Annotated in this window: 24 protein-coding genes and 1 riboswitch; of the genes, 5 read left to right on the top strand and 19 right to left on the bottom strand. The window is 47.0% G+C overall.

Going from position 1 to position 24,219, the window contains the following annotated elements; all coding sequences use genetic code 11:
• Positions 1–3 precede the first annotated feature (3 nt).
• Genes VC188_RS00290 through VC188_RS00280 form a run of 3 tightly spaced genes read right to left on the bottom strand, consistent with a single transcriptional unit; the run spans position 4 to position 4,037 of the window.
• Entirely contained in the window at positions 4–1,134 is a 1,131-nt protein-coding gene (locus VC188_RS00290) for a polynucleotide adenylyltransferase (RefSeq protein ID WP_323482670.1), read from the bottom strand.
• On the bottom strand, positions 1,134–2,042 hold the full coding sequence (locus VC188_RS00285) for a complex I NDUFA9 subunit family protein (RefSeq protein WP_216190628.1): 909 nt from the start codon (positions 2,040–2,042) through the stop codon (positions 1,134–1,136). The genes VC188_RS00290 and VC188_RS00285 overlap by 1 nt, the downstream gene beginning before the upstream one ends.
• Before the next feature lie 36 nt (positions 2,043–2,078).
• The gene (locus VC188_RS00280; RefSeq protein ID WP_323482669.1) at positions 2,079–4,037 is read right to left on the bottom strand and encodes a transglycosylase SLT domain-containing protein; all 1,959 of its coding nucleotides are present in this window, start codon (positions 4,035–4,037) and stop codon (positions 2,079–2,081) included.
• A gap of 93 nt (positions 4,038–4,130) precedes the next feature.
• Here VC188_RS00280 and VC188_RS00275 point away from each other — a divergent pair, with 93 nt between their 5' ends.
• Positions 4,131–4,748: a 5-formyltetrahydrofolate cyclo-ligase gene (locus tag VC188_RS00275; RefSeq protein WP_323482668.1), complete on the top strand. Its 618-nt coding sequence runs from the start codon at positions 4,131–4,133 to the stop codon at positions 4,746–4,748.
• 1 nt (position 4,749) lies between these two features.
• Here the strand turns inward: VC188_RS00275 and metF are convergent, their stop codons facing one another.
• The 3 genes from metF to metK all read right to left on the bottom strand — a co-directional run bounded on the left by metF (position 4,750) and on the right by metK (position 8,465).
• On the bottom strand, positions 4,750–5,580 hold the full coding sequence (gene metF / locus VC188_RS00270) for a methylenetetrahydrofolate reductase [NAD(P)H] (RefSeq protein ID WP_216190631.1): 831 nt from the start codon (positions 5,578–5,580) through the stop codon (positions 4,750–4,752).
• 31 nt (positions 5,581–5,611) lie between these two features.
• Positions 5,612–7,057 carry an adenosylhomocysteinase gene (gene ahcY, locus VC188_RS00265; protein WP_215322366.1) on the bottom strand — a complete coding sequence of 482 codons (1,446 nt, stop codon included), beginning with the start codon at positions 7,055–7,057 and terminating at the stop codon, positions 5,612–5,614.
• 61 nt (positions 7,058–7,118) lie between these two features.
• Positions 7,119–7,231, bottom strand: a riboswitch (S-adenosyl-L-homocysteine riboswitch).
• Positions 7,232–7,298: 67 nt separating this feature from the next.
• Positions 7,299–8,465, bottom strand: a complete 1,167-nt coding sequence (gene metK, locus VC188_RS00260; RefSeq protein ID WP_323482667.1) for a methionine adenosyltransferase — start codon at positions 8,463–8,465, stop codon at positions 7,299–7,301.
• Between the two features lie 203 nt (positions 8,466–8,668).
• Here metK and VC188_RS00255 point away from each other — a divergent pair, with 203 nt between their 5' ends.
• The 3 genes from VC188_RS00255 to dapF are packed head-to-tail and all read left to right on the top strand — an operon-like array spanning position 8,669 to position 11,366.
• Positions 8,669–9,529 carry a lysophospholipid acyltransferase family protein gene (locus VC188_RS00255; RefSeq protein WP_323482666.1) on the top strand — a complete coding sequence of 287 codons (861 nt, stop codon included), beginning with the start codon at positions 8,669–8,671 and terminating at the stop codon, positions 9,527–9,529.
• A gap of 23 nt (positions 9,530–9,552) precedes the next feature.
• Entirely contained in the window at positions 9,553–10,452 is a 900-nt protein-coding gene (locus VC188_RS00250) for a lipid A biosynthesis acyltransferase (protein ID WP_323482665.1), read from the top strand.
• Positions 10,453–10,511: 59 nt separating this feature from the next.
• Positions 10,512–11,366 (top strand): diaminopimelate epimerase, encoded by an 855-nt coding sequence (gene dapF / locus VC188_RS00245; protein WP_323482824.1) that lies wholly within the window; start codon positions 10,512–10,514, stop codon positions 11,364–11,366.
• Between the two features lie 12 nt (positions 11,367–11,378).
• Here the strand turns inward: dapF and pyrE are convergent, their stop codons facing one another.
• Positions 11,379–12,047 (bottom strand): orotate phosphoribosyltransferase, encoded by a 669-nt coding sequence (gene pyrE / locus VC188_RS00240; protein WP_323482664.1) that lies wholly within the window; start codon positions 12,045–12,047, stop codon positions 11,379–11,381.
• Between the two features lie 8 nt (positions 12,048–12,055).
• Here pyrE and VC188_RS00235 point away from each other — a divergent pair, with 8 nt between their 5' ends.
• Positions 12,056–12,838 carry an exodeoxyribonuclease III gene (locus VC188_RS00235; RefSeq protein WP_323482663.1) on the top strand — a complete coding sequence of 261 codons (783 nt, stop codon included), beginning with the start codon at positions 12,056–12,058 and terminating at the stop codon, positions 12,836–12,838.
• 25 nt (positions 12,839–12,863) lie between these two features.
• On the opposite strand, the gene VC188_RS00230 is transcribed toward VC188_RS00235, so the two are convergent.
• The 12 genes from VC188_RS00230 to gatC all read right to left on the bottom strand — a co-directional run bounded on the left by VC188_RS00230 (position 12,864) and on the right by gatC (position 24,191).
• Complete coding sequence (locus VC188_RS00230; RefSeq protein ID WP_323482662.1) at positions 12,864–14,195, bottom strand: AmpG family muropeptide MFS transporter; 1,332 nt, start codon at positions 14,193–14,195, stop codon at positions 12,864–12,866.
• Positions 14,188–14,781, bottom strand: a complete 594-nt coding sequence (gene metW / locus VC188_RS00225) for a methionine biosynthesis protein MetW (protein WP_072582609.1) — start codon at positions 14,779–14,781, stop codon at positions 14,188–14,190. Before metW ends, VC188_RS00230 begins: the two co-directional genes overlap by 8 nt.
• Positions 14,778–15,917 carry a homoserine O-succinyltransferase MetX gene (metX, locus tag VC188_RS00220; RefSeq protein WP_323482661.1) on the bottom strand — a complete coding sequence of 380 codons (1,140 nt, stop codon included), beginning with the start codon at positions 15,915–15,917 and terminating at the stop codon, positions 14,778–14,780. The genes metW and metX overlap by 4 nt, the downstream gene beginning before the upstream one ends.
• Positions 15,914–16,564 carry a nucleoid occlusion factor SlmA gene (slmA, locus tag VC188_RS00215; RefSeq protein ID WP_216190635.1) on the bottom strand — a complete coding sequence of 217 codons (651 nt, stop codon included), beginning with the start codon at positions 16,562–16,564 and terminating at the stop codon, positions 15,914–15,916. Before slmA ends, metX begins: the two co-directional genes overlap by 4 nt.
• 10 nt (positions 16,565–16,574) lie before the next feature.
• Complete coding sequence (gene argB / locus VC188_RS00210) at positions 16,575–17,477, bottom strand: acetylglutamate kinase (protein ID WP_215321158.1); 903 nt, start codon at positions 17,475–17,477, stop codon at positions 16,575–16,577.
• A gap of 13 nt (positions 17,478–17,490) precedes the next feature.
• The gene (gene dksA / locus VC188_RS00205) at positions 17,491–17,868 is read right to left on the bottom strand and encodes an RNA polymerase-binding protein DksA (RefSeq protein ID WP_072582887.1); all 378 of its coding nucleotides are present in this window, start codon (positions 17,866–17,868) and stop codon (positions 17,491–17,493) included.
• Positions 17,869–18,090: 222 nt separating this feature from the next.
• Positions 18,091–19,161, bottom strand: a complete 1,071-nt coding sequence (locus tag VC188_RS00200) for a GTP-binding protein (RefSeq protein WP_323482660.1) — start codon at positions 19,159–19,161, stop codon at positions 18,091–18,093.
• Positions 19,162–19,230: 69 nt separating this feature from the next.
• Positions 19,231–20,232: a tyrosine recombinase XerC gene (locus VC188_RS00195; protein WP_323482659.1), complete on the bottom strand. Its 1,002-nt coding sequence runs from the start codon at positions 20,230–20,232 to the stop codon at positions 19,231–19,233.
• Entirely contained in the window at positions 20,213–20,887 is a 675-nt protein-coding gene (locus VC188_RS00190) for a DUF484 family protein (RefSeq protein WP_323482658.1), read from the bottom strand. The genes VC188_RS00195 and VC188_RS00190 overlap by 20 nt, the downstream gene beginning before the upstream one ends.
• 27 nt (positions 20,888–20,914) lie before the next feature.
• On the bottom strand, positions 20,915–22,384 hold the full coding sequence (gene gatB / locus VC188_RS00185; protein WP_323482823.1) for an Asp-tRNA(Asn)/Glu-tRNA(Gln) amidotransferase subunit GatB: 1,470 nt from the start codon (positions 22,382–22,384) through the stop codon (positions 20,915–20,917).
• The gene (gene gatA, locus VC188_RS00180) at positions 22,384–23,901 is read right to left on the bottom strand and encodes an Asp-tRNA(Asn)/Glu-tRNA(Gln) amidotransferase subunit GatA (RefSeq protein ID WP_323482657.1); all 1,518 of its coding nucleotides are present in this window, start codon (positions 23,899–23,901) and stop codon (positions 22,384–22,386) included. Before gatA ends, gatB begins: the two co-directional genes overlap by 1 nt.
• A complete protein-coding gene (gatC, locus tag VC188_RS00175) occupies positions 23,898–24,191 on the bottom strand; it encodes an Asp-tRNA(Asn)/Glu-tRNA(Gln) amidotransferase subunit GatC (RefSeq protein ID WP_215321163.1) in 294 nt (97 codons plus the stop codon). The genes gatA and gatC overlap by 4 nt, the downstream gene beginning before the upstream one ends.
• Positions 24,192–24,219: the final 28 nt, after the last annotated feature.

The following is a 24,219-nucleotide window of genomic DNA, read 5'->3' as shown; positions in this document are numbered from 1 at the left end:
GTTTTAAGAAGCTAGAGCCATAGTAATTGCAGACAACCTGGCAGATTCAAATGCGCTGCCAATCCGCTCGCCGTTGGATCGATCTTCTGCAGCTACGCCAGCAATAATTTCGGCTGTATTGATGGCTTGAGTAGTACGCATTGCATTGGTCAAAGGGGAAACAGGCATTCCCAATTTATCCGCAAGATTCAAAAGTGCTTGTGCTCGATCTGGCTTACGCCAAACATCTGCACGGTTGAACCAATTCAAAACGTCAACCGCCTGATAAGAAGCATTGGGATACTTGTTTATCAAGGCCCTAAGATCGCTGAATATTTCACTGAAATCTCGCACATCAATTGGCATGCGTACACATTCAGCCCATGAACGAATTTCATTTGCAGGTAAATTCATTAAGACAATTGCGCAGCGCTCTTCAATACTATTTCCAGCTAAGGAAAAACAGACGATGAGCTCTTCGCGAAACGATTCCTCAGACAGCTCGGCAGTCAATCTAGGCGCCAATACTGTTTTGGCTGCGTCAGCATCTAATAAGACTTGAAACAAGCGCATCGGCCTAGAGGCAACCAAGCCTCTAGCCAGCTCCTGCCAAATACGCTCTGCGGATAAAGCATTTAACTCACCTGATTGAGCGATCGCTTTTAAAGCACTGAGCGTTTCAGCAGCAACACTAAATTCGGGGAAGCGCGCAGCAAAGCGAGCAATACGCAAGAGACGCAATGGATCTTCTGCAAATGCATCTGACACGTGACGAAATACTTTGGCAGCTAAATCTTCTTGGCCGTTATAAGGATCAATAATCGGCCCAAATGGCTTTCCATCAGCACCTACTTCTTGCGCCATCGCATTGATTGTTAAATCACGACGCTCTAAGTCTTGCTCCAGAGTGACGGAAGGATCGGCATGGAAGTTAAAGCCTTTATAGCCCTTACCAGTCTTGCGCTCAGTGCGCGCCAGTGCATATTCAGCCTGCGTCTCTGGATGCAAAAACACTGGGAAATCTTTGCCCACCGGACGAAAGCCCTTAGCAATCATCTCTTCTACGCTGGAGCCCACCACAACATAATCAATGTCGTGCACAGGCAAACCCATGAGGGTGTCCCTAATGGCTCCGCCTACTGCGTAGATTTTCATTACTGCATACCCTCTAGGCTGCGACGACTCATTTTGAATACTTCCAGCAACGCATCAACACTATTCACTGGCAAAGTATTGGGCACTTGCATAGAGGCAATATTGTCACGAGACATCAATGTAGGGCCGGGCAAGTATTCAAATGCCAATGCTTGCAGATAACCCACAAAAGCTGGTACAGGAATAATGAGGCACGAGGTTTTAGCCTTACTTGCAGCAAACTCAACAATCTCTTTCATGGTGTAAACCGTTGGGCCAACTAAGTCATAGGAATGACGAATTGTTTGAGGCATCGATAAGGATTTAACAAATGCACTTGCAACATCATCTACGCTCACCGGCTGAAACTGCGCCTGGGAATTGGCCAAAGGCATGGCCGGAAATAACTTAGTCAACTTAGAAAACAAATTAATAAATTGATCTTGGGCGCCAAAGATGACAGAAGGTCTAAAGATGGTCCAATCTAAATTGCTGGCCTTCACTGCAGCCTCGCCATCACCTTTGCTGCGCTGATACATCGATGGGCCATGAGAATCGGCACCCAATGCACTCATATGTAAGTAGCGTTTTAAGCCATGCAACTGCATTGCGGTAATAATATTTTTAGGAAGCTCCACATGGGCAGCCTTAAATACTTTTCCATAAGGCTTGGCAGGCTTATCGTGTAGCACGCCGACCAAATTGATCACAGCACCATTTTGCTTAATGCGCCCACAAAGGCTCTGCAGCTCATCAAACTCATGAACATCAGCCTCTTCGACGTGTACCTGGGGCAACATACGCAATTCACGTGCAGCACCCAAATGACCCGTTGGAACCAGCGCGGAATAACCAGCTAGCTGAAGCTGTGCAGCAATTACACGCCCCACAAATCCATTGCCCCCGATTAAAAGGATGTCATATTTCATAAGAAGCTTTCTTTGCTTAGCTAGGTGATTGATTGTTTAAGGAAGCTCAGATTGAGTAGCAGCCTTCGGTGTAATGACACCCAAGCGCTGCTTTAAAGATTGCGGCTGACCACTCATCACCGATGAATAGTAATTTGCATTAGAGAGTACGTTCTTCACGTATACACGTGTCTCAGTTAATGGAATAGTTTCAGCAAAAATAGCCCCCTCTGTTGGGCCAGATAATTTTTCCCGCCAAGCCTTTGAACGCGAAGGGCCTGCGTTATAGGCTGCGGAAGCCAAAACCCAAGATCCATCTAAATCGATCAAAACCATATTGAGGTAATTACTACCTAAAGTTAAATTGGTATTCGTATCGCTCAATTTGTCATTGGTGTAATTGGCCATCCCAATTTTCTTGGCTACGTACTTTGCAGTATTCGGCATCACCTGCATTAAGCCAGAAGCACCCACAGAAGAGGCAGCATTCATAATGAAGCGCGACTCTTGACGGATCAAGCCATAAGCCCATGCAAGATTGAGATCAATTTGGCGCGCAATCGGAGATAGCTCCTCTTTGTACGGAGTTGGGTAGCGCAAGCTAAAGTCGTGCTCTTGCTTGGTACGATCGGCAGTGTTGACGACGCGGTCATATAAATTGATTCGCTTTGCATACTCGGCAGCGGCCAACAATTGCTTGTCAGTCATATTGCGTAATTCCCAATTCCACTCACGATTACCCTCAAATCGAAGATTCATGGCATATAAGCGTTCGCCCCGAATAAAGCCTTTGCGGCTGGCCATCGCATCTATCTCCTGCTCAGTCACTTTCGTTTTAGCAGGCGCATTATTGGATTTTCCTAATTCTTCGCGCGCAAGCTGGCCATAAAAATTGTATTGGTCAGCAATCATTTCAAAACTGTCTTTAGCCTTTGCATCTTGGCCTTCGGCCTTTAATGCACGACCATACCAATAGGTCCATGCGGGATCTTTAGCACGCACTGCCAGGTTCATGCCATCAATCGCATTTTTAATTAAGGTCCAATCTTTAGCACGCAAGCCTGCGCGCACTTTCCACTCTTGTGACTCGACTGAAAGAAGCTCGTTATAGCCTAGCTCTTGTTGCAAGCGGTAGGCATCATCCGCATTAGGATCTAATTTCTTGGCTAAAAATTGTCCAATCACGCCCCAAGCAACGGCCTGGTTTTCTTTGCTATAGCGTGAAGCGTTTTGAGAAAAGTCGCGATAGGCCTTTGCTGGATCAGCCTTTGCAGCTTTAACAATATCGGCTATCGGATCTTCACCACCAAGACGTCGTGCCATGGTGTCGTAGCCTTTCTCACTCGCCGCACGCCCAATAGCTTTGGCCTCACTTGGGGATATACCACCTGCAGCAACTAAAGATGGAACCAATTCTTGGCATGCTTGTCCAAAATAGCTTGGGTCCAATAACACTGCTCGTGCATCAATGGCTAATTTAGCTGGGTTTTCGCCTTGAGATAATTTAGACAACAAGGAATAGCACTTCACTTGTGTATCGTCATCCAATACAAACTTAGCGTACTCCACATCAAAGCGTGCCCAGTCTCTACGCTTACCCAAAACCAATAACCAATCATTGCGCATACGGTCAGCCAATGCTGTACCTTGGTATTGATTTAAGAATGCGACTACTTGAGCATCTGCGCCATAGTCATTACGTGCACCGCCAGCACCATCAAATAATTGCGGCTTGATTCGGAAGTAGGCTACATAGTCATCAAATGGGTAATTAGCCAAATTAGATGAAAGTTGCTGCGTACGAAATACATCATTCTTTTTTGCAGCTTCGCGCAAATCGATAAATATCCGATCGGTATCGGTAATTTCAGCAGGGGCTACCTTGCTTTCATAAGACTTAGGCAGGCTTGGCTTCTTCAGCTTTTCGGCATAGGAATTGAACGCGCCTAGGGCTAGGCCCAAAACCAGAATTTTGGCCCATCCAAGGTATTTGCTGTTTACTGTTACAAACTTCATTCTTCCAATCCAACCCTATCTCTATTTGCAAGGCTAGAGGCCTGGCAGCACTTGATTACTATATCCTTTAATTTTCGCCTGATAATGGTCGATATGCACGGTAATTCACCAAAAACTCTTCGCCAGGATTTATTAAAACAACGCAAAGAATTTACTTCTGGGAATAGCTACGCCTCTGCAAAAGTAGGTCTAATTGCAGGTCTCAATCATTTTTTAGTCGATGAGGGCAAATCCATTCACTCAATCGCCCTTTATTGGCCCATTCAAGATGAAATTGATTTACGCCCAACTTTATTAAGCTGGATGAAGAATGCCCCACAGCGTCGCTTAGCACTGCCCTATGCGCGTCCAGATAAGCATCTTGATTTCTACGAGTGGCAAGAGGGGGATGCATTAATTCCAAGCGCGCACGGCGTGCCTGAGCCCAGTCCAGAAAACACCGCCAGGCCACAACTTATTCCTGACTGCATCCTAATTCCGTGCGTAGGCTGGTCTAGCTCTGTTGTGAGCGGAAAAGCAAACTACTGGCGACTAGGCTATGGCGGCGGGTATTTTGATCGAACCCTAGCCCAACTACGAAAAGATAATCCAAGCCTCATTTGCATGGGGATTGGATTTGATTGGCAAAAATTAGATGATTCTCAATGGGCCGCTCAAACACATGACGAGCCCTTGGATATGCTATTGACGGAGTCTGGCTTACTTAGTTGATTTACTTCGTTAAGTCCAAATTGTCTGCAATCGCTAAAACTGCATCAGCCTGATTTAGCGAGTAGAAATGAATGCCAGGTGCACCGGCAGTTAACAACTGATCACACAAGTCGGTCACTACTTCTTCACCAAATGCACGAATAGACGCAATGTCATCACCGTAGGATTGAAGACGTAAACGAATCCAGCGTGGAATTTCTGCGCCACAGGCATCAGAGAATCGCAATAATTGGCTGCTATTGGTAATCGGCATAATGCCAGCAATGATTGGCTGTGTAACGCCTAATTCATAAGCCTCGTCGACAAAGCGGAAGTAAGCATCGCTGTTGTAAAAATACTGGGTAACCGCAGAGTTTGCACCCGCCTTCATCTTTTGCACAAAGAAATCGATATCACTAGCAGGCGACTTTGCCTGTGGATGCGTTTCTGGATAAGCAGCTACATCAATATGAAACCAATCGCCTGTTTCTGTGCGAATAAATTCAACCAATTCATTGGCATGATGAAACTCACCATACTGACCCATGCCAGATGGCAAATCACCGCGTAAAGCCACAATGCGTTTCACACCTAAGGCTTGATATTGCTTGAGCATCTCGCGCACGCTTTCACGTGAGCTACCGACACAAGACAAATGGGGAGCAACAGCCGCACCAGCAGCATGAATATCGCTCACCACTTTTAATGTGCCAGACTGAGTAGAGCCACCGGCACCAAAGGTCACGGAATAAAAGGCGGGCTTGAGCGTTTCAGAAAAACGCTCGCGCACCAGGTGCAACTTACTCTCACCTTCAGGTGTTTTTGGAGGAAAGAATTCGACGCTTAATTCCATGATTTTGGGCCTAGGTTTCTATGTGACTGGATTAATAACGATAGTGGTCAGCCTTGTATGGGCCTTCCTTCGTTACGCCAATGTAAGAAGCTTGCTGATCAGACAACACTGTTAACTCTGCATTCAGAGTCTTGAGCTGTAAACGGGCAACCTTCTCATCCAAATGCTTAGGCAATGTGTAAACGCCGACTGGGTATTTATCTGTACCGACTGCATTCCACAATTCGATTTGAGCAATCACTTGGTTTGCAAATGAAGAGCTCATTACGTATGAAGGATGTCCTGTACCGCAACCAAGGTTAACCAAGCGACCTTTGGCCAAAATGATGATGCGCTTTTCAGGCTTGCCATTAGCGGCTGGGAAAATCACATGGTCAACTTGTGGCTTGATCTCTTCCCACTTGTATTTCTCAATACCAGCAACATCAATCTCATTATCAAAGTGGCCAATGTTACAAACGATAGCTTGATTCTTCATCTTTGCCATGTGGTCATGTGTAATCACATGATAGTTGCCCGTTGCAGAAACAAAAATGTCCGCTTTATCAGCAGCGTAATCCATCGTCACAACACGGTAGCCTTCCATTGCAGCTTGCAATGCGCAGATTGGATCTACTTCAGTCACCCAAACCTGAGCTGATAAAGCGCGCAATGCTTGGGCTGAGCCCTTACCCACGTCGCCATAACCGCAAACTACAGCAACCTTACCGGCCACCATTACGTCAGTAGCGCGCTTAATTGCATCAACCAAGGACTCGCGGCAACCATAGAGATTATCGAACTTGCTCTTGGTAACAGAGTCATTTACGTTGATTGCAGGGAACTTCAAGTCGCCCTTAGCAAACATTTGATACAGGCGATGTACGCCAGTAGTGGTTTCTTCTGTAACGCCTTTAACTTTTTCTAAGCGTGTTGAATACCAAGTTGGATCTTGCTCTAATTTTTTCTTAATGGCTGCGAACAAAATAGTTTCTTCTTCGCTAGTTGGATTATTCAAGCAAGCTTGATCTTTCTCAGCGCGTGCACCAAGGTGCAACAACAAAGTAGCATCGCCGCCATCATCCAAAATCATATTGGTGTAGCCGCCATCAGCCCACTCAAAAATGCGGTGAGTAAAGTCCCAATACTGCTCAAGGGTTTCGCCCTTGATCGCAAATACTGGCGTGCCATTAGCAGCGATTGCAGCGGCAGCATGGTCTTGTGTAGAGAAAATATTGCAAGACGCCCATTGAACTTCAGCACCGAGCGCTTCAAGCGTCTCGATCAATACCGCAGTTTGAATAGTCATGTGCAAAGAGCCAGTAATGCGTGCGCCACGCAATGGCTGTTGTGCAGCAAATTCATCGCGAATGGCAATCAAGCCAGGCATCTCAGTTTCAGCAATAGCGATTTCTTTGCGGCCAAAGTCAGCCAAAGAAATATCAGCAATTGCGCAACGAGTTGCAACAAAGTTATTTAAGTCAGTTACGGTATTCATTAATGCTCCAGCTAAATACGATCCAATGCTGGAGTAGAAACTCGCTAGCCATTGAATCATGGGTTAGCGAGCGCGGTTGCAATTAGCAAACTCTGGGGGTTACCTTAGAGCCCACTCCCTTCAAGCCTGGGGAAGTGCTGGGTCTCAGCATTCCTTGCAACGCTCCTTGAAGGTATGCCGTAATTGTAAACAATTACGGCATATTTCGCCTTAATACACCTACAAACTGCGTATTTCCTACTTACAGACCAGCTGCAGCACGTAATGCGGCTGCTTTGTCTGTTTGCTCCCAAGTAAATTCTGGCTCTTCACGACCAAAGTGGCCATAAGCAGCAGTCTTTTTATAAATTGGGCGTAAGAGGTTAAGCATCTTCACAATTCCTTTAGGACGCAAGTCAAAGTGCTCAGAAACCAATTGAGCAATCTTCTCATCCGAAATCTTGCCTGTACCGAAAGTGCTCACCATCACTGAAGTTGGTTTAGCAACACCAATCGCGTAAGAGATCTGAATCAAGCACTTGCTTGCCAAACCAGCAGCAACCACGTTCTTCGCAACATAACGCCCAGCGTATGCAGCACAACGGTCAACCTTTGATGGATCTTTACCAGAGAATGCGCCGCCGCCGTGAGGGGCTGCACCACCGTAGGTATCCACAATAATTTTGCGCCCAGTTAAACCACAATCACCCTGTGGGCCGCCGATAACAAAACGTCCAGTTGGGTTTACCAAGAAATTAATAGCGCCTTTGATTAAATGCTTAGGCAATACTGGTTTGATGATTTCTTCGATGACTGCTTCACGTAATTTTTCGAGAGAAATTTCTTCATCGTGTTGAGTAGACAACACAACAGTATCAATAGAATCCGGCTTGCCATCCACATAGCGCAAGGTCACTTGTGACTTTGCATCCGGGCGCAACCAGTTCAAACGGCCATCGCGACGCAATTGTGATTGGCGCTCAACCAAGCGGTGTGATAAGTGAATTGGCAAAGGCATGAGCTCTGCGGTTTCATCACAAGCGTAACCAAACATGAGGCCCTGGTCCCCGGCGCCTTGATCTAAGCCGTCATCATGGGCTTTATCAACACCTTGAGCGATATCAGGACTTTGCTTGTCGTAAGCAACCAATACCGCACAACCTTTGTAGTCGATACCGTAGTCAGTGTTGTCGTAACCAATTTCACGCAAAGTATTGCGTGCAACTTGGATGTAATCAACGTTAGCGTTTGTAGTGATTTCACCAGCCAAAACGACTAAGCCGGTGTTGCACAAAGTTTCTGCTGCAACACGCGCAGTCGGATCTTGAGCCAAGATGGCATCGAGAATCGAATCAGAGATTTGGTCTGCTACTTTATCGGGGTGACCTTCAGAAACGGATTCTGAGGTAAAGAAGTAATCATTTGCCATTGCATATTCCTTGAATAATTAACACGATCATTGGGACAACTCGACGTGCCAGGAACTACAACGGCGACGCTTTAGCAGAATTTATGAATCGCCCTGCAAGTTGCCTTAACTCAGCGATAGGGTAATTTTATCTGAAAAGTGCTTAATTCAGCAAATCAACCTGAAATCCACACACTGAGAGCGGCATTGAATATCATTAGGGGGTGCGAAAACTCCTTCTCAAGCTCTGCCTTAATGCGATTGCCGTGCTTCCCCTTGCGCTAGTGCAAGTGATGGGGGCCTTTTTAGGCATGCTGGCTTACCTTGGCTCCAAGCAATATCGCTCACTCTTTAAACCCCAATACGAAGCGGTAGTGAATGTATGGGGCCTGCCATTCAAGCTTTGGGATGCTGTAAGGGCCTCTGGAATGCTGTTTTCAGACAGCTTGTGGATTTGGCGCAACCCTGCAAAAGCACTGAAATTAGTGGAAGTGCAAAACTGGGATGTGGTTGAGGCAGCGATCGGCGAAGGGCACGGCTTAGTGATGCTGACTCCTCACCTTGGTGGCTTTGAGATCATTCCACGTGTTCTCGCACAGCATTTCCCAGCAACGATTCTCTATCGACCTTCGCGCCAAGAATGGCTCAATGAAGTAGTAGAAGAAGGTCGCGCCTATCCGAATATGCATTTCGTGCCGACCAACCTCAATGGCGTGCGCCAAATGACTAGAGCGCTCACCCGAGGCGAAGCGATTGGCATTCTTCCAGATCAAGTGCCCAGTGGTGGCGAAGGCGTTTGGGTCCCATTCTTTGGGCGTCCAGCCTACACAACGCCATTACCAGCGCGTCTAGCTAATAGGAATAACACGCCAGTAGTCATGTTTACCGCTAAGCGCAAAGGTATTGGCCAAGGATGGCTCATGCAGGCTACTCGTCTTGTGCCTTTATCTGAAGATGCCAATCTTGCCGCCACAGAACTCAACGTTGCAATTGAAAATGCAGTTCTGGTCGCGCCAGAACAATTCATTTGGTCATACAACCGCTATAAGCATCCTGCCGGTGCAGAATTGCCTCCAAGCAATTAAATAAATTCGCTATCATTTTTGAAATGACCTGGTTACAAAACCTCTTCAATTTCTTGGCGCTCAGTCTTTTGCGTCTCTTTGCCTTCCTGCCTTATACGATTACCGTCCATGTGGGCTATGGCCTAGGCTGGCTTGCCGCCCATATCCCAAACAGTCGCACCCATGTAGTGAAGACTAATTTACGTTTGTGCTTTCCCAATCTCAGTGAAAAAGAACTTGATGATCTGGCGATTGAGCATTGGAAATTATTTGGCCGCAGCGTATTAGAGAGAAGTCGCATTTGGCTGGGTAGTGGCAAACAAATTAGCGATATCGTCACCATTGAATCAGCGATTACTTTGGGAGATCGCAAGCCACGCCTACTGATTAATCCACACTTTGTTGGGCTTGAAGGTGGCTTTATGGCGCTGTCAGTATTGGCCAATCAACACGACTGGCCCCGTGGCGCAGGCCTTTATCAAAACATGAAGAATCCCTTCTTCAATCAAAAAATGATTGAGTGGAGAAATCGTTTTGGTGGGAAGTCCATTGAGCGACAGAGCCGCTTACGTGACCTGATTCGTGAAATTCAAACGGGTAACTTTATTTTCATTGCCCCTGATATTGACTTGGGTCCACGTGACTCTGTCTTTGTCCCTTTCTTTGGCATACAGACCAACACCATTACCTCAGTCTCGCGCCTGGCAAGACTCAGTGGCGCTGAGGTATGTTTGATGACAACTACCTTAAACAAAGACCGTAAAGGCTATACCTGCCATATTAGTGAGCCATTGCCAAACTTCCCTAGCGATGATGTTGAAAAAGATACTGCTCGCCTAAATCAATATATCGAGGAACTTGTTCAAGAAAGACCAGCAGAGTACTATTGGGTTCATAAGCGTTTTAAACACAGGCCCGAAGGCGAACCGAGTCTTTACGATTAAACGGAATTATTTTGAGCACCAATACCAACAATCCAGTACGCAAGCTTCGCTTCACCAAAATGCATGGTGCCGGCAATGATTTCATTGTGCTCAATGGTATCGACCAAGACTTAAGCGGTATCTCCAAGGAGCAATGGCAAGCCTTAGCCCATCGTCAATTTGGCATTGGCGCCGATCAAATTCTCCTAGTTGAAAAAGCCACGCGCCCTGATGCTGATTTTCGGTACCGCATTTTTAATTCGGATGGCGGTGAAGTTGAACAATGCGGTAATGGCTCGCGCTGCTTTGTACGATTTGTGCAAGACCAGGGCCTATCCAATAAGAATCCATTACGCGTGGAAGTGGCACACACCGTTCTGACTCTCAAGTCCCATCCGGATGGCCAGGTGGAGGTGGATATGGGTGCGCCAATTTTTGAACACAGCCATATTCCATTTAATGCGACTAGTTTGGCAAGCGTTCAAGAATTTCAAGAAACCCTCTATGCACTCCCTTTGAATTACCCAGCTACTCACGATAGTTTGGTGGGCGTCCTCTCAATGGGGAATCCACATGCCGTCCAAGTAGTTGGTGATGTCGATAGCGCACCCGTTTTAGAAGAGGGTCCTGAAATTGAAAAGTTTGCTGCGTTTCCTAAAAAAGTAAATGTGGGTTACCTGCAGGCGCTTAATCGCAATGAAATCAAACTTCGCGTCTTTGAACGGGGCGCTGGAGAAACCTTGGCCTGCGGTACCGGCGCTTGTGCAGCCGTGGTTTCAGGGATTCGCAGAGGCTTGCTAGACTCGCCAGTAAAAGTACATACCCGCGGTGGAGATTTGCAGATTGCTTGGGGCGGGGTAATTGATGGTGTTGCTCAGCCCGTCATCATGACCGGGCCTGCCGTTACTGTCTTTGAGGGTGAAACAACAATCTAAAAGCGGTTGCTCTTAGATTCCGTATTTCTCACGATAGGCCTTTACTGAGGGCAAGTGGTTTGTTAACTGCACATCGCTTGATGAAGTTAAGAAAGACATTAAGCCGGCTAAATTCGCAATTGCAATCACCGGTAAACCAAATTCTTGCTCTACGGCCTGCACTGCAGACTTGTCTCCAATTTCAACAGCATTGCCTGAGCGCTCCATACGATCCAAAGCGATCAATACCGCTGCAGGCTCTCCTCCCGCTTTGCGAATAAGATCAACGGATTCCCTAACTGAAGTGCCAGCAGAAATTACATCATCAATGATAACAACCCTGCCCTTTACTGGCGCACCAACCAGCATGCCACCTTCACCATGATCCTTAGCTTCTTTACGGTTGTAAGCATATGGAACGTTAATCCCATCATCTGCCAGCGCAATGGCTGTTGCCGCTGCAAGTGTGATTCCCTTGTATGCCGGTCCATAAAGCATATCGAACTGAATGCCCGATTCCTGCAAGGCTTTGGCGTAATAACGACCCAAGGCGCTTAGACGAGCTCCATCATTAAATTCACCCGCATTAAAGAAATAAGGTGAGAGTCTTCCCGCTTTGGTTTTAAACTCCCCGAAGGACAAAACCTTTGCCTCTAAGGCAAAACGAATAAAGTTATCTTGATTTGAATTATTTGAGCTCATAGGCCTACATGTTACGCATCATTTCCGCGAACCTCAACGGTATCCGTTCCGCAGTCAAAAAAGGCTTTCTGCCATGGGCTGTGAAGCAAAAGGCTGATTTCATTTGTATGCAGGAGCTTAAGGCTCAGCGCGATGATCTAGAGGACGCCATTCTGAATCCCGACGGCATGCATGGCTACTTCCATCATGCGGAGAAAAAGGGCTACAGCGGTTGCGGTATTTATACGCCCCATAAGCCAGATGAGGTCTTGTACGGCTATGGCAATGAAGAGTTTGATGCTGAAGGGCGCTATGTTGAAGCCCGCTTTAAAGGTATATCAGTGATATCTGTTTATATGCCCTCAGGCTCAAGCTCCCCCGAGCGCCAAGAAGCTAAATATCGCTACCTCGACAGCTTTCTGCCGCATCTCATCTCCCTCAAAAAATCAGGTCGTGAAATTGTCCTATGCGGCGATGTCAATATTGCCCATCAAGAAATTGATCTGAAGAACTGGAAAGGCAATCTCAAAAATTCTGGCTTCTTGCCCGAAGAGCGCGCATGGCTTACCAACTTATTTAGCAAAGTAGGTTATGTCGATGTCTATCGCCAGTTAGAGCCAGAGGCAACTGAAACTTGCTACACCTGGTGGAGCAATCGTGGTCAAGCCTATACCAAGAATGTTGGGTGGCGCATTGACTATCACATCACCACTCCTAGCATTGCCGCTACCGCCAAGAAAACTGCGGTGTACAAAGAAGAGAAGTTTTCAGACCACGCACCACTTACCGTAGATTACGACTGGAAGCTTTAAGCGTTAATAAAAGTCGCCAGGGAAGTTACTCCCCTTTCTTTTTGATCTGAACGATCTTGAAATGAATCGTTGCCCAAATAAGTAGTAGGACTGGGGCGCCAATAATGGCGGTGCCATAGAAGAATGCCTGATATCCAAAGTTATCAACAAACACTCCAGAGAAGCCCGCCAACCATTTGGGTAGCAGCAACATCATCGAACTAAACAAAGCGTACTGAGTGGCTGAGTAGCGGATATTGGTAAGCGAAGACAAGAAAGCAATAAAGGCGGCACTGGCAATGCCAGAGCTTAAGTTATCTGCGGAGATCACCCAAATCAAACCATGCAGATCATGACCTTGTGTAGCTAGCCAAGCAAATAGCAAGTTACTGACAGCCGAAAGAATTGCACCTACAAACAGAATGCGTAGGACGCCAAAACGAAGTGTCAGCACGCCACCAACAAAAGCACCAACTAAGGTCATCACTACACCAAACACTTTGCTTACTGCAGCAACCTCATCTTTGGTGTAACCCATATCTACATAAAAGGGGTTTGCCATAATGCCCATCACGACATCACTAATACGGTAGATGGCAATTAATGACAAGATCAAAATAGCATGCCAGCGATAGCGTGTAATAAATTCTGCAAAAGGCTCAACTAAGGTCTGATATAGCCATGCTTTGGCAGTACGGACCTTTGCTAACTCATACTTCACAGGCTCTTTGCTTAAAAGGGTTGTAATTACACCTACCCCAATTGAGGCCGCCATACAAAGATAGGCAAATTGCCATGCACCCGCATCGTAACCACTACCTGTTTCAGCACGAGCAGCAAGCCAAAGCACACCGGCGCCGGCCCAAATTAAGGCAAGACGATATCCAGTTTGATATGTAGCAGCAAGGGCTGCTTGATGGTCACCATTGGCCGACTCAATACGGAAAGCATCTAATGCGATATCTTGAGTGGCAGATCCAAAAGCCACCAAGAGCGCACACCAAACAATGGAATTGAGTGCCAGCTTGGGATCTAAAGTCGACATACCGACCAGACCCAAAATGATGAGTGCTTGCGCAAAGAGTAACCAGCTGCGACGGCGACCAAACAATTGCGTTAAGAGCGGGATTTGTAAGCGATCAACAAGCGGAGCCCAAACCCACTTAAAAGCATATATCAAACCAACCCAAGTTAAGTAACCAATGGTGCTGCGATCAATGCCGGCTTCACGCAGCCAAAAGCTCAGAGTTCCTAGAATAAGTAATAGAGGAAGTCCTGCGGAAAAGCCCAAGAACAACATGCGCAAACAAGACCATTCGAGATAAACCCGAAAGTCTTGAAGCCAGGACTTCACTACATGGAGTTGCTTGTTAGGCACGACGAATGCGGAATAAAGCGAGACTACCAAATAAATTTGGCATCAAAGTCACCTGGCGACCCTCATGCAAGATGCATTGATCGATTACCTTCAGGCCAAGGCTTGAGGCTAACTTCTCAAAGTCAGCAACCGTGAGCACTCGTACGTTAGGCGTGTTGTACCACTGATATGGCAAGCTCTTAGAAACTGGCATGCGACCAAGACCAACAGCCAATCGATGAGACCAATGTCCGAAGTTTGGAAAGGAGATCACCGACTCTTTACCTACCCGCACTACCTCACGCAAAATCTTTTCAGTTTGATGAATAGTTTGCAGAGTTTGTGACAGCACAACTGTGTCAAAACTACCATCTTCAAAGAGTGCTAAGCCACCCTCTAAATCTTGCTGAATGACATTCAAGCCCTTTTGCACGCAAGAGAGTACGCGTGAATCATCAATCTCAACGCCATAAGCGTGAACCGGTTTTTGTTTCTGTAAAAACTCTAAGAAACTACCATCGCCACAACCGAGATCCAAGACTTGAGTATTGGGTGCAATCCAATTAGCTATGGCAGCAAAGTCGGCACGCTTATTAAAATTGCTCATGCTTGAACCTCACGCATTTGCTTAAAGTAGGCGCGGACCAGGTTGTGATAACGCTCGTCATCTAATAGGAAAGCATCATGTCCATGGGGCGCATCGATCTCAGCATAGGTCACTTCACTCTTATTGCTCAGCAAAGATTGCACAATCTCGCGACTGCGATCAGGCGGGAAGCGCCAGTCGGTTGAAAAGCTGACAACCAAAAACTTAGCTTGTACTTCCGCTAAAGCGCGATTCAGACTGCCATCGTAACGACGTGCCGGATCAAAATAATCTAGTGCACGCGTAATCAATAAATAAGTATTGGCGTCAAAGTAGGTGGAAAACTTATCACCTTGATGACGTAAATAACTCTCAACCTCAAACTCAACATCAAAGCTGAAGCGATAGTCATTTGACTCGCCATTAGGACGCTGTAACTCTCGTCCAAATTTTTCTGCCATGTCATCATCAGACAAATAGGTGATGTGACCAACCATGCGCGCCAAACGTAAACCCCGTTTTGGTACAACACCATGCTCGTAGTAGTTGCCGCCATGAAAATCAGGATCAGACAGAATGGCATTACGAGCCACTTCATTGAAGGCAATGTTTTGTGCGCTCAGCCTTGGGGTAGATGCCACCACCACACAATGGTCTATGCGCTTAGGAAACTGAATAGCCCAAGCCATAGCTTGCATGCCACCCAGGCTTCCACCCATTACAGCAGCAAATTTACGAATACCCAACTTATCCGCCAAGCGGGCTTGAGTATTCACCCAATCCTCAACCGTGACCACCGGAAAATCTGCGCCATATGGCTTGCCATTAGTAGGATTGATGCTCATTGGCCCAGTAGAACCAAAACAAGAGCCTAAATTATTGACGCCAATGACAAAAAAGTGATCGGTATCCACTGGCTTACCAGGACCAATCATGTTGTCCCACCAACCAATGTCTTCTGGATTATCTGGGCTTGGGCCAGCTACATGATGAGATGCATTGAGAGCATGACAAACAAGAACAGCATTACTTTTATCGGCATTGAGTTTGCCGTAGGTCTCAATCACTAAATCGTAGCCAGACAAAATGGCGCCACTCTGCAAAGGCAGGGGCTCGGCAAAATGAATAGTATTTCTAGAGAGGTGTAGCTCGCTCATTCTGACAGGAGAAGGCGCAGGCTAACATCGGAGGCTTCAGTTGGCAGCTTCTTAAATCCGCTACGGGCAAAGCGATGCCAACGACCCAAAACAAAACTCATCAACATGGCCGCACGAATGCTGACCTCTTCTTGGCCTAGCTGAGCCCAATTACCGCCTTGGGTTTGGGCAATACGTAGAGCTTGCTTAAGAGATGCTTCGACACGATCAAGTACTTGAGTAATGCGCTCTTGAAGACGATCATCCTCTTGCAATAAAGCATCGCCCAATAAAACGCGAGTCATGCCAGGATTCTTTTCAGCAAAGAATAAAAGCATTTGCAAGATACCGCGCGCCTGAGCAAGGCCAGATTCTTCTTTTTGATTAATTTGATTAATCAATCCAAAAACGGTTTGCTCTATAAAAGAAATGAGGCCTTCAAACATCTGCGCCTTGCTGGCGAAGTGCCGATAAAGAGCTGCTTCTGAAACCTCAATCTTGGCCGCTAAAGCGGCTGTAGTGACACGCTCAGCCTTTGGGTTTTGCAACATCTCAGCAAGCACTTGCAGAATCTGTAAGCGGCGTTCACCTGGGCGAGGGCGCTTACGAGCTACACCAGCGTCAGCGTTGCTGTCGTTGATGTTTACTGGCTCTAAAGATTCGCTCATGGTTATCTGCTTATCTAGAGCGAATCATCGTGCCGAATGCTTGCTCGGTCAGAATTTCTAACAATAATGAATGCTCAATGCGGCCATCAATAATGTGCACTGAATTGACACCGCTCTTAGCGGCATCTAATGCGGAAGAAATCTTGGGCAACATACCGCCAGAAATAGTGCCATCAGCAAAGAGCGCATCAATTTCTCGCGCAGTTAAATCTGTCAGTAACTTACCGTCTTTATCCATCACGCCCGGAATGTTAGTCATCATGACCAACTTCTCCGCGTGAAGAATTTCAGCCATCTTGCCAGCCACCAAGTCAGCGTTAATGTTGTAAGCCTGGCCTTCTGCACTAAAGCCAATAGGAGAAATTACCGGAATAAACGCATCGTCTTGCAAAGCTTTAACCACCGCAGGATTAATTGCCTCGATCTCACCAACAAAACCGATATCCACCATCTTGCCCGGCTCTGTATCACTAGGAATCTTCATTTTCTTAGCGTGAATCAATCCGCCGTCTTTACCAGTCAAGCCAACAGCCTGGCCGCCAAAGTGGTTAATCAACATCACAATATCCTGCTGCACCTCGCCGCCTAGAACCCATTCCACTACTTCCATGGTTTCTTCATCGGTTACGCGCATACCTTGAATAAAAGTACCGGTCTTACCAATCTTCTTCAAGGCCTCATCAATTTGTGGGCCTCCCCCATGAACTACTACTGGATTCATGCCAACAAGCTTTAACAAGATCACGTCACGCGCAAAACTTTCCTTGAGACGTTCTTCCACCATGGCATTTCCGCCATACTTAATCACAATAGTCTTGCCGTGATACGCACGAATATAAGGCAAAGCCTCAGCAAGAATCTCCGCCTTTAATAAAGGAGAGATATCACTAATAGTTGGTAAATGCTTAGTCATCGCTACTTAAAATTTATTCGCCAAATAATTTTTGACGGAGTTCACGACGCTCTTGAGCCTCAAGAGATAAATTGGCTGTAGGCCTTGCAATTAAACGGTTCAAGCCGATTGGCTCACCAGTTTCTTCGCACCATCCATAGTCGCCAGATTCAATGCGCGCCAATGCTTGCTCTACTTTTTTGAGCAGCTTGCGCTCACGATCACGCGTGCGCAGTTCCAATGCATGCTCCTCTTCAATCGTTGCACGATCGGCAGGATCAGGAACCAAAATATTTTCACGCAGATGCTCTGTTGTCTCAGAGGCATTCTTTAAAATGTCGTTTTTAAGAGTGAGCAGTTTTTGACGGAAAAAATCTAACTGCGCAGCACTCATGTAGTCCTTGTCGGACATCTTGAGCAACTCTGCCTCAGTTAATGGAGCGCCTTTTGCAACCTTAGCGCTCGCAGCCTTGCTACTAGCTTTTGCAGCGGTTGCTGGTTTTGTTGCTGTTTTTACCGTCATCTCATTCTTTCCTGGTTTGAAGCATTATTGCCTCATTCTGCCAAACTTTTACGGCCCTTTTATTAATATTCATCAATATGGGCCGTGGCGGCGGATTGTACCCGAATCTTGCTAGGCCAAACAGCCCTCAAGCCCTGCCAATAGGGTGTCCTTGGGCAAATCGATGCCTATAAAGACCATACGGGTTTGCTTGGGTTCTGTGCCCCATGGGCCAGCTAAATCACTGCCCATCATCTGGTGAACGCCCTGGAACACTACTTTTCGGCTACTTCCCTTCACATAGAGCACGCCTTTATAGCGCAACATCTTCTCTCCAAAGACCTCCAAAATGCCCCCCAGGAAGTCTTCCAACTTTTTGTGATTAAAGGGTTTATCACTACGAAAAACAAAGGATTGGATGCGATCAGTATGGCCAGCATGGCCATGGTGTTGGTGCTGGTGGTCGTGACTATGATCATGGCCACAGGTACTGTGATCATGATCGTGACTATGGTCATGACCGCAATCAGCATGGTCATGATCGTCCTGCTCTAAGAAATGGGGGTCAATATCCAACTTGGCATTGAGATTGAAGCCCTTGAGGTCTAAGACAGCATTCAAGGGCACCACGCCCTTAGAAATGCCTGCAATAGGCGCTCTTGGGTTCATATGCATCAGGCGATTACGTAAGGCATCTACTTCAGCAGGCGTCACTAAATCGGTCTTAGTAATAAAGATTTGGTCGGCAAAGCCAACTTGGCGCTGAGCCTCTTCATGCTCATTGAGTTGTTGCTGACCGTGCTTGGCATCCACCAGGGTCACTACAGCATCCAAAACATAATGGTCTGCCACATCATCATCCATAAAGAATGTCTGAGCGACGGGGCCAGGATTAGCAACGCCTGTGGTTTCAATCACAACACGCTCAAAGCTAATCTTCTTATCTTTGCGTTGCTCCCAAAGCTCATTTAAAGCCTCCACGAGATCGCCACGAATGGTGCAGCAAATGCAGCCATTACTCATTTGCACAATGTTCTCTTGGTTGTCTTGCACCAAGATGTCGTTATCAATATTCTCTTCACCGAATTCATTCTCAATGACGGCAATTTTTTTGCCATGCTCTTCAGTCAAGATGTGTTTAAGCAAAGTGGTTTTGCCGCTTCCCAAGAAGCCCGTCAAAATCGTTACTGGAATTAATGCCATGGATGATCCAATCAAAATCTAAAAGCCAACAATTCCCAAAGCGGGAAACCTTCTATCTTACCGAGTTCCTCAGCCTTTGCCAGCCTTTGCGCGGGGATGCGCTTTATCGTATGCCTGAGCTAGGTGCTGAAAATCTAAAGACGTATAAATCTGGGTACTAGCAATGCTGGCGTGCCCCAACATCTCCTGCACTGCTCTTAAATCCTGTGAGGATTGCAGCACGTGGCTCGCAAAGCTATGGCGCATCATATGAGGGTGCACATGGGTGGGTAAACCAGCACGCATGGCTAAAGTACGCAATCTTGCTTGCACCGTACGCGGCGATAAGCGCTTACCTGTTGCCGACAAAAACAAGGCGATGGATTCTTCTGGATAAGTTCCACCATCGCGCAGCTCTCGCCACGCAGCAAGTGATTTCATCGCAGGCACACCAACGGGCACTGAACGTCGTTTGCCGCCCTTACCTAAAACCGTTACTTCAGCAGCATCCCAATCTAACCATCCAGCAGATTCCTGTTGGCGATCTTTGCTTTGCATTACATCAATCCCCAATAGCTCTGAAAGGCGCAAGCCAGAGGAATACAACAAATCAATAATGGCAGCATCGCGGATGGATTCCAAATCCTTTTTTTCTTCGGCCTCTTTGACTGCTTGGTTTACCAAGGAAAGCGCCTGCTCGACGGATAAGGCCTTGGGTAAAGACTTCAGACGCTTAGGTGCCTTGACGTCGTCAACCGGATTGGCAATTAAATTGCTTGCTACCTTGCCAGCACGGGCATCGCGCCTGGCATCTTTTTCAGTAAGCCAGTCATACCATCCTCGCCATGCTGAAAGGGCTCTCGCAATACTTCTTGAAGATTTACCTTTGGAATGTAAGCGGCCGGCCCAACGACGTACATGGCCGTTACTCACTCTTAACAACTCAATACTGTCTTCAAGAGCAAAGTTTTGCAGGTCACTCAGGTCCATGCCGTACGCTTTAAGCGTATGCGGCGAAAGTTGACGCAACACATGTAACTCATGCAAATACTCTTGCATGAGAGGATGTAGTTCAGTCGACTTTAATTTCATAAGCCTGGATACGATCCAAAGCTGCAGCAGTTAATTCGGCAATTTGACGCAAATAGAAAGCGCCCATATCCGCCGTAAAGCGGGATTCATCCTTACTGGCTAACAGCAACACCGCGGGCGATTGAGCGGCACCAATACTTTTGCCTAATGGCAACCCAATGGCCACCATGCTTTGCCATTCAGGATTAATGCTTGTCTGGCTTGCTAACAAATCTACGCTAGCTGCTGCCAACTCCTTAGCAGAGCCGCATAACGGGGCATCTACCCAAGGGCCAAAAGCAGAGTTAGGCGATAGTAATTGTGCAGACTCTACTTCGAATACTTCGGCTAAGCCCGAAGTTATCGCAGACTCCACATCAGCCTTATTGTTGGCCTTCATCAAACGCAATAACCAAGCAACCAAACTTTGTTGGGTTTTGTCATTACGACTTCCAAAGTGCAACATCTCACTTAAGCGACGATTGAGCTCTTGGTTCTGTGTACGCAATACCGTCATCTGACGTTCTTGCAAAGAGATCGCACGATCCTCATGTGGATGCTTAATCCGAATCTCATTAAAGAGATCAGCGTAACGCTCAAAGAAGCCTGGGGTTACACGTAACCACTCTGCAACCAATTCTTCTTGTTCGGCTTGCTTTGGATCGATTGCACTCATGTATTTCTTTCTAAATATGTTCTTTGGTTAACCAAGCTTTTTACGTAAGAGCTCGTTTACCTGACCAGGGTTTGCTTTGCCTTGAGAGGCTTTCATGATCTGGCCAACGAGAGCGTTAAACGCCTTCTCTTTGCCTGAGCGGAACTCTTCAACCGATTTCTGGTTAGCCGCTAATACCTGATCAATGATGGCCTCAATAGCACCGCTATCACTAATTTGTTTCAGCCCTTTGGCGTCAATGACTTGATCAACCGTGCTAATAGCTTTACCTGCAATCGCTTCTTCCCAAAGAATGGCAAAGATATCTTTAGCGATCTTGTTGGAGATAGTGCCATCAGCCACACGCGTTAGTAATGGCGCCAAATGCTCCGCTTTTAATGGCGCGTCAGCAGTAGCAATACCTGCACGATTTAAGGATGAAGCAAACTCGCCAGCAATTAAATTGGCTGCGGCTTTTGCCAATGGCTTACCTACAATTACTAATAGCTCTTCAAATACTTTTGCGGTGTCTCGGTCCTGCGTTAGTAGCTGCGCATCGTATGCACTTAAGCCAAACTCGGTTTGCCATTGCTCGCGTAATTGAGCAGGTAATGCGGGCATCTTGCTGCGCACATCTGCAATCCATGCATCATCAATCACAACGGGCAATAAGTCAGGATCGGGGAAGTAGCGATAGTCGTTAGCATCTTCTTTACTGCGCATACTGCGGGTTTCTTGACGATCAGGATCGTAAAGTCGGGTTTCTTGAACAACGGTACCGCCATCCTCAATCAACTCGATTTGACGACGCACTTCGTACTGAATGGCCTCTTCCAAAAAGCGGAAGGAGTTCAAGTTTTTAATTTCGCAACGGGTACCGAATTCAGCCTGGCCTTTAGGGCGAACAGAAACGTTCGCATCGCAACGGAAAGAGCCTTCTTGCATATTGCCGTCACAAACTCCCAGCCACACCACCAAGCCATGCAAAGCCTTGGCATAGGCAACGGCCTCAGCGGCACTGCGCATCACTGGCTCAGTAACAATCTCGAGGAGTGGTGTGCCGGCGCGGTTCAAATCAATCCCGCTAGAGGGCTCGCCATGAGGGCCTGTAAAGCCTTCTTCATGGACTGATTTACCAGCATCCTCCTCCATATGGGCGCGAGTGAGTTCAACTACTTTTATTTCATCCCCGACCAAGATCTCCAGATGACCGCCAACAACCACCGGGATCTCCATCTGGCTGATTTGATAGCCCTTAGGCAGATCAGGATAGAAATAGTTCTTGCGAGCGAAAATACTTGCTGGAGAAATCTTCGCATTTACTGCTAAACCAAATCGAATCGCATGCTCTACCGCTTGACGATTAAGTACAGGCAAAACGCCAGGCAATGCTAAATCCACCGCACACGCTTGCGTGTTTGGCGCGGCGCCAAAGCGCGTACTTGCGCCACTAAAAATCTTGGACTGAGTTTGCAACTGCGCGTGGGTCTCTAGACCAATAACGACTTCCCATTGCATCATGCCACCTCACTTGCTGGACGCAAATGCCAATCAGTGGCTTGCTGATATTGATGAGCCACTTGCAACAAGCGCGCTTCAGAAAAATAATTACCAATGAGCTGCATGCCAATTGGCAAGTTGTTTGTATTAAATCCACAAGGGACACTCATCGCTGGCAAGCCTGCCAAGTTAGTAGAGAGCGTATAAATATCTTCTAAATACATTTGCACGGGATCTTTAGATTTCTCGCCCAAACGCCAAGCCACATCAGGGGCTACAGGCCCCAGGATGACATCGCACTGATTGAATGCAGCTTGAAAATCCGCTGCAATAATGCGACGAATTTTTTGTGCCTGAAGATAGTAAGCATCATAGTAACCATGACATAGCACATAGGTTCCAATCATGATGCGGCGCTTCACTTCTTCACCAAAACCTTCGGTGCGTGACTTGGCATACATATCATTGAGATCACGATACTCATTGGCACGATACCCATAACGCACACCATCAAAGCGACTCAAGTTACTCGATGCTTCTGCTGGCGCTAAAACGTAATACACCGGTATGGATAACTTGGTTTTAGGCAAGCTGACTTCAATTAATGTAGCGCCTAAATTTTCTAAAAGCTTAGTGGCTTCAGTAACGGATTTAGCAACATCAGCGGCTAAACCTTCTGCAAAAAATTCTTTAGGTAAACCAACACGCAAACCCTCCAATGGTTTTGCGGGATTGGCATTGCCTTTCTTCCAATGTTGATTGAGGTAACGACCGTAATCTTCACCAGAGTCAGCCAAAGAGGTGGAGTCACGCGGATCATGCGAAGACATTGCAGACAGCAACAAGGCGCAGTCTTCTGCAGTCTTGCCCATCGGCCCAGCTTGATCGAGCGATGAAGCGTAAGCAATCATGCCGTAGCGTGACACTCGCCCATAACTCGGCTTAATTCCAGTTAAGCCGCAAAAAGCAGCCGGCTGACGAATTGATCCGCCTGTATCTGTTCCGGTAGCGATCGGAGCCAAACCAGCAGCAACAGCTGCAGCAGAGCCCCCTGACGAACCACCAGCTACGTGAGCAGCATTCCAAGGGTTTAAGACCGGCCCAAAGGCGGAGTTTTCATTAGAAGAGCCCATTGCGAACTCATCCATATTGGTTTTGCCAAGACAAACCATGCCAGCGCCATGGGGATTGTCTTCATCTGGAATTCCCAGATTCGCTACTACCGTGGCATCGAAAGGACTCTGATAGCCAGCCAAGATTTTGGAGGCTGCGGTCGAATTCCAACCCCGGGTTACAAAGACATCTTTATGAGCCACAGGAATGCCGGTTAACTTACCAGCTTTACCAGATGAAATTAACTGATCTGCTTTATTTGCTTGCTCTAAGCTTAAGTGAGCATTCACATCAAGATAGGCATTCCACTGTTTTCCAGCCTCAATACGGTCTAAGAAGTACTGGGTTAGCTCTGTACTGGATACCTCTTTTGCAGCAAGTGCTTTTGCCATTAAGGCGATAGGGGTGTTGTGCCAACTCATTCGATCACCTTTGGCACCAAGAAATAGCCGTCATGCTGAGCAGGGGCTGACTGCATATTTTCGGCACGATGATCTGATTCAGTAACTTGATCAACGCGCATGGGCTGGGCCAAATCCCGCAAAAAGAGGATTGGGTGAGCCAATGGCTCAAGACCAGTGGTATCCACGGCCTGCATTTCCTCAACCAAAGAAAAAATGGCCTGTAATTGAGGCAAAACTGCCTCGGCTTCTGCCTGATTTAACTCAAGCCTAGATAGGTGCGCAATGCGCTGGACATCATCAAGTTTCATGGGACGAGAGTATCATTCCTATATATTT

It is taken from the genome of Polynucleobacter sp. MG-28-Ekke-A2 (assembly GCF_035012985.1).
Taxonomy (GTDB): Bacteria; Pseudomonadota; Gammaproteobacteria; order Burkholderiales; family Burkholderiaceae; genus Polynucleobacter.
This window is presented reverse-complemented; position numbering and strand designations above follow the sequence as displayed.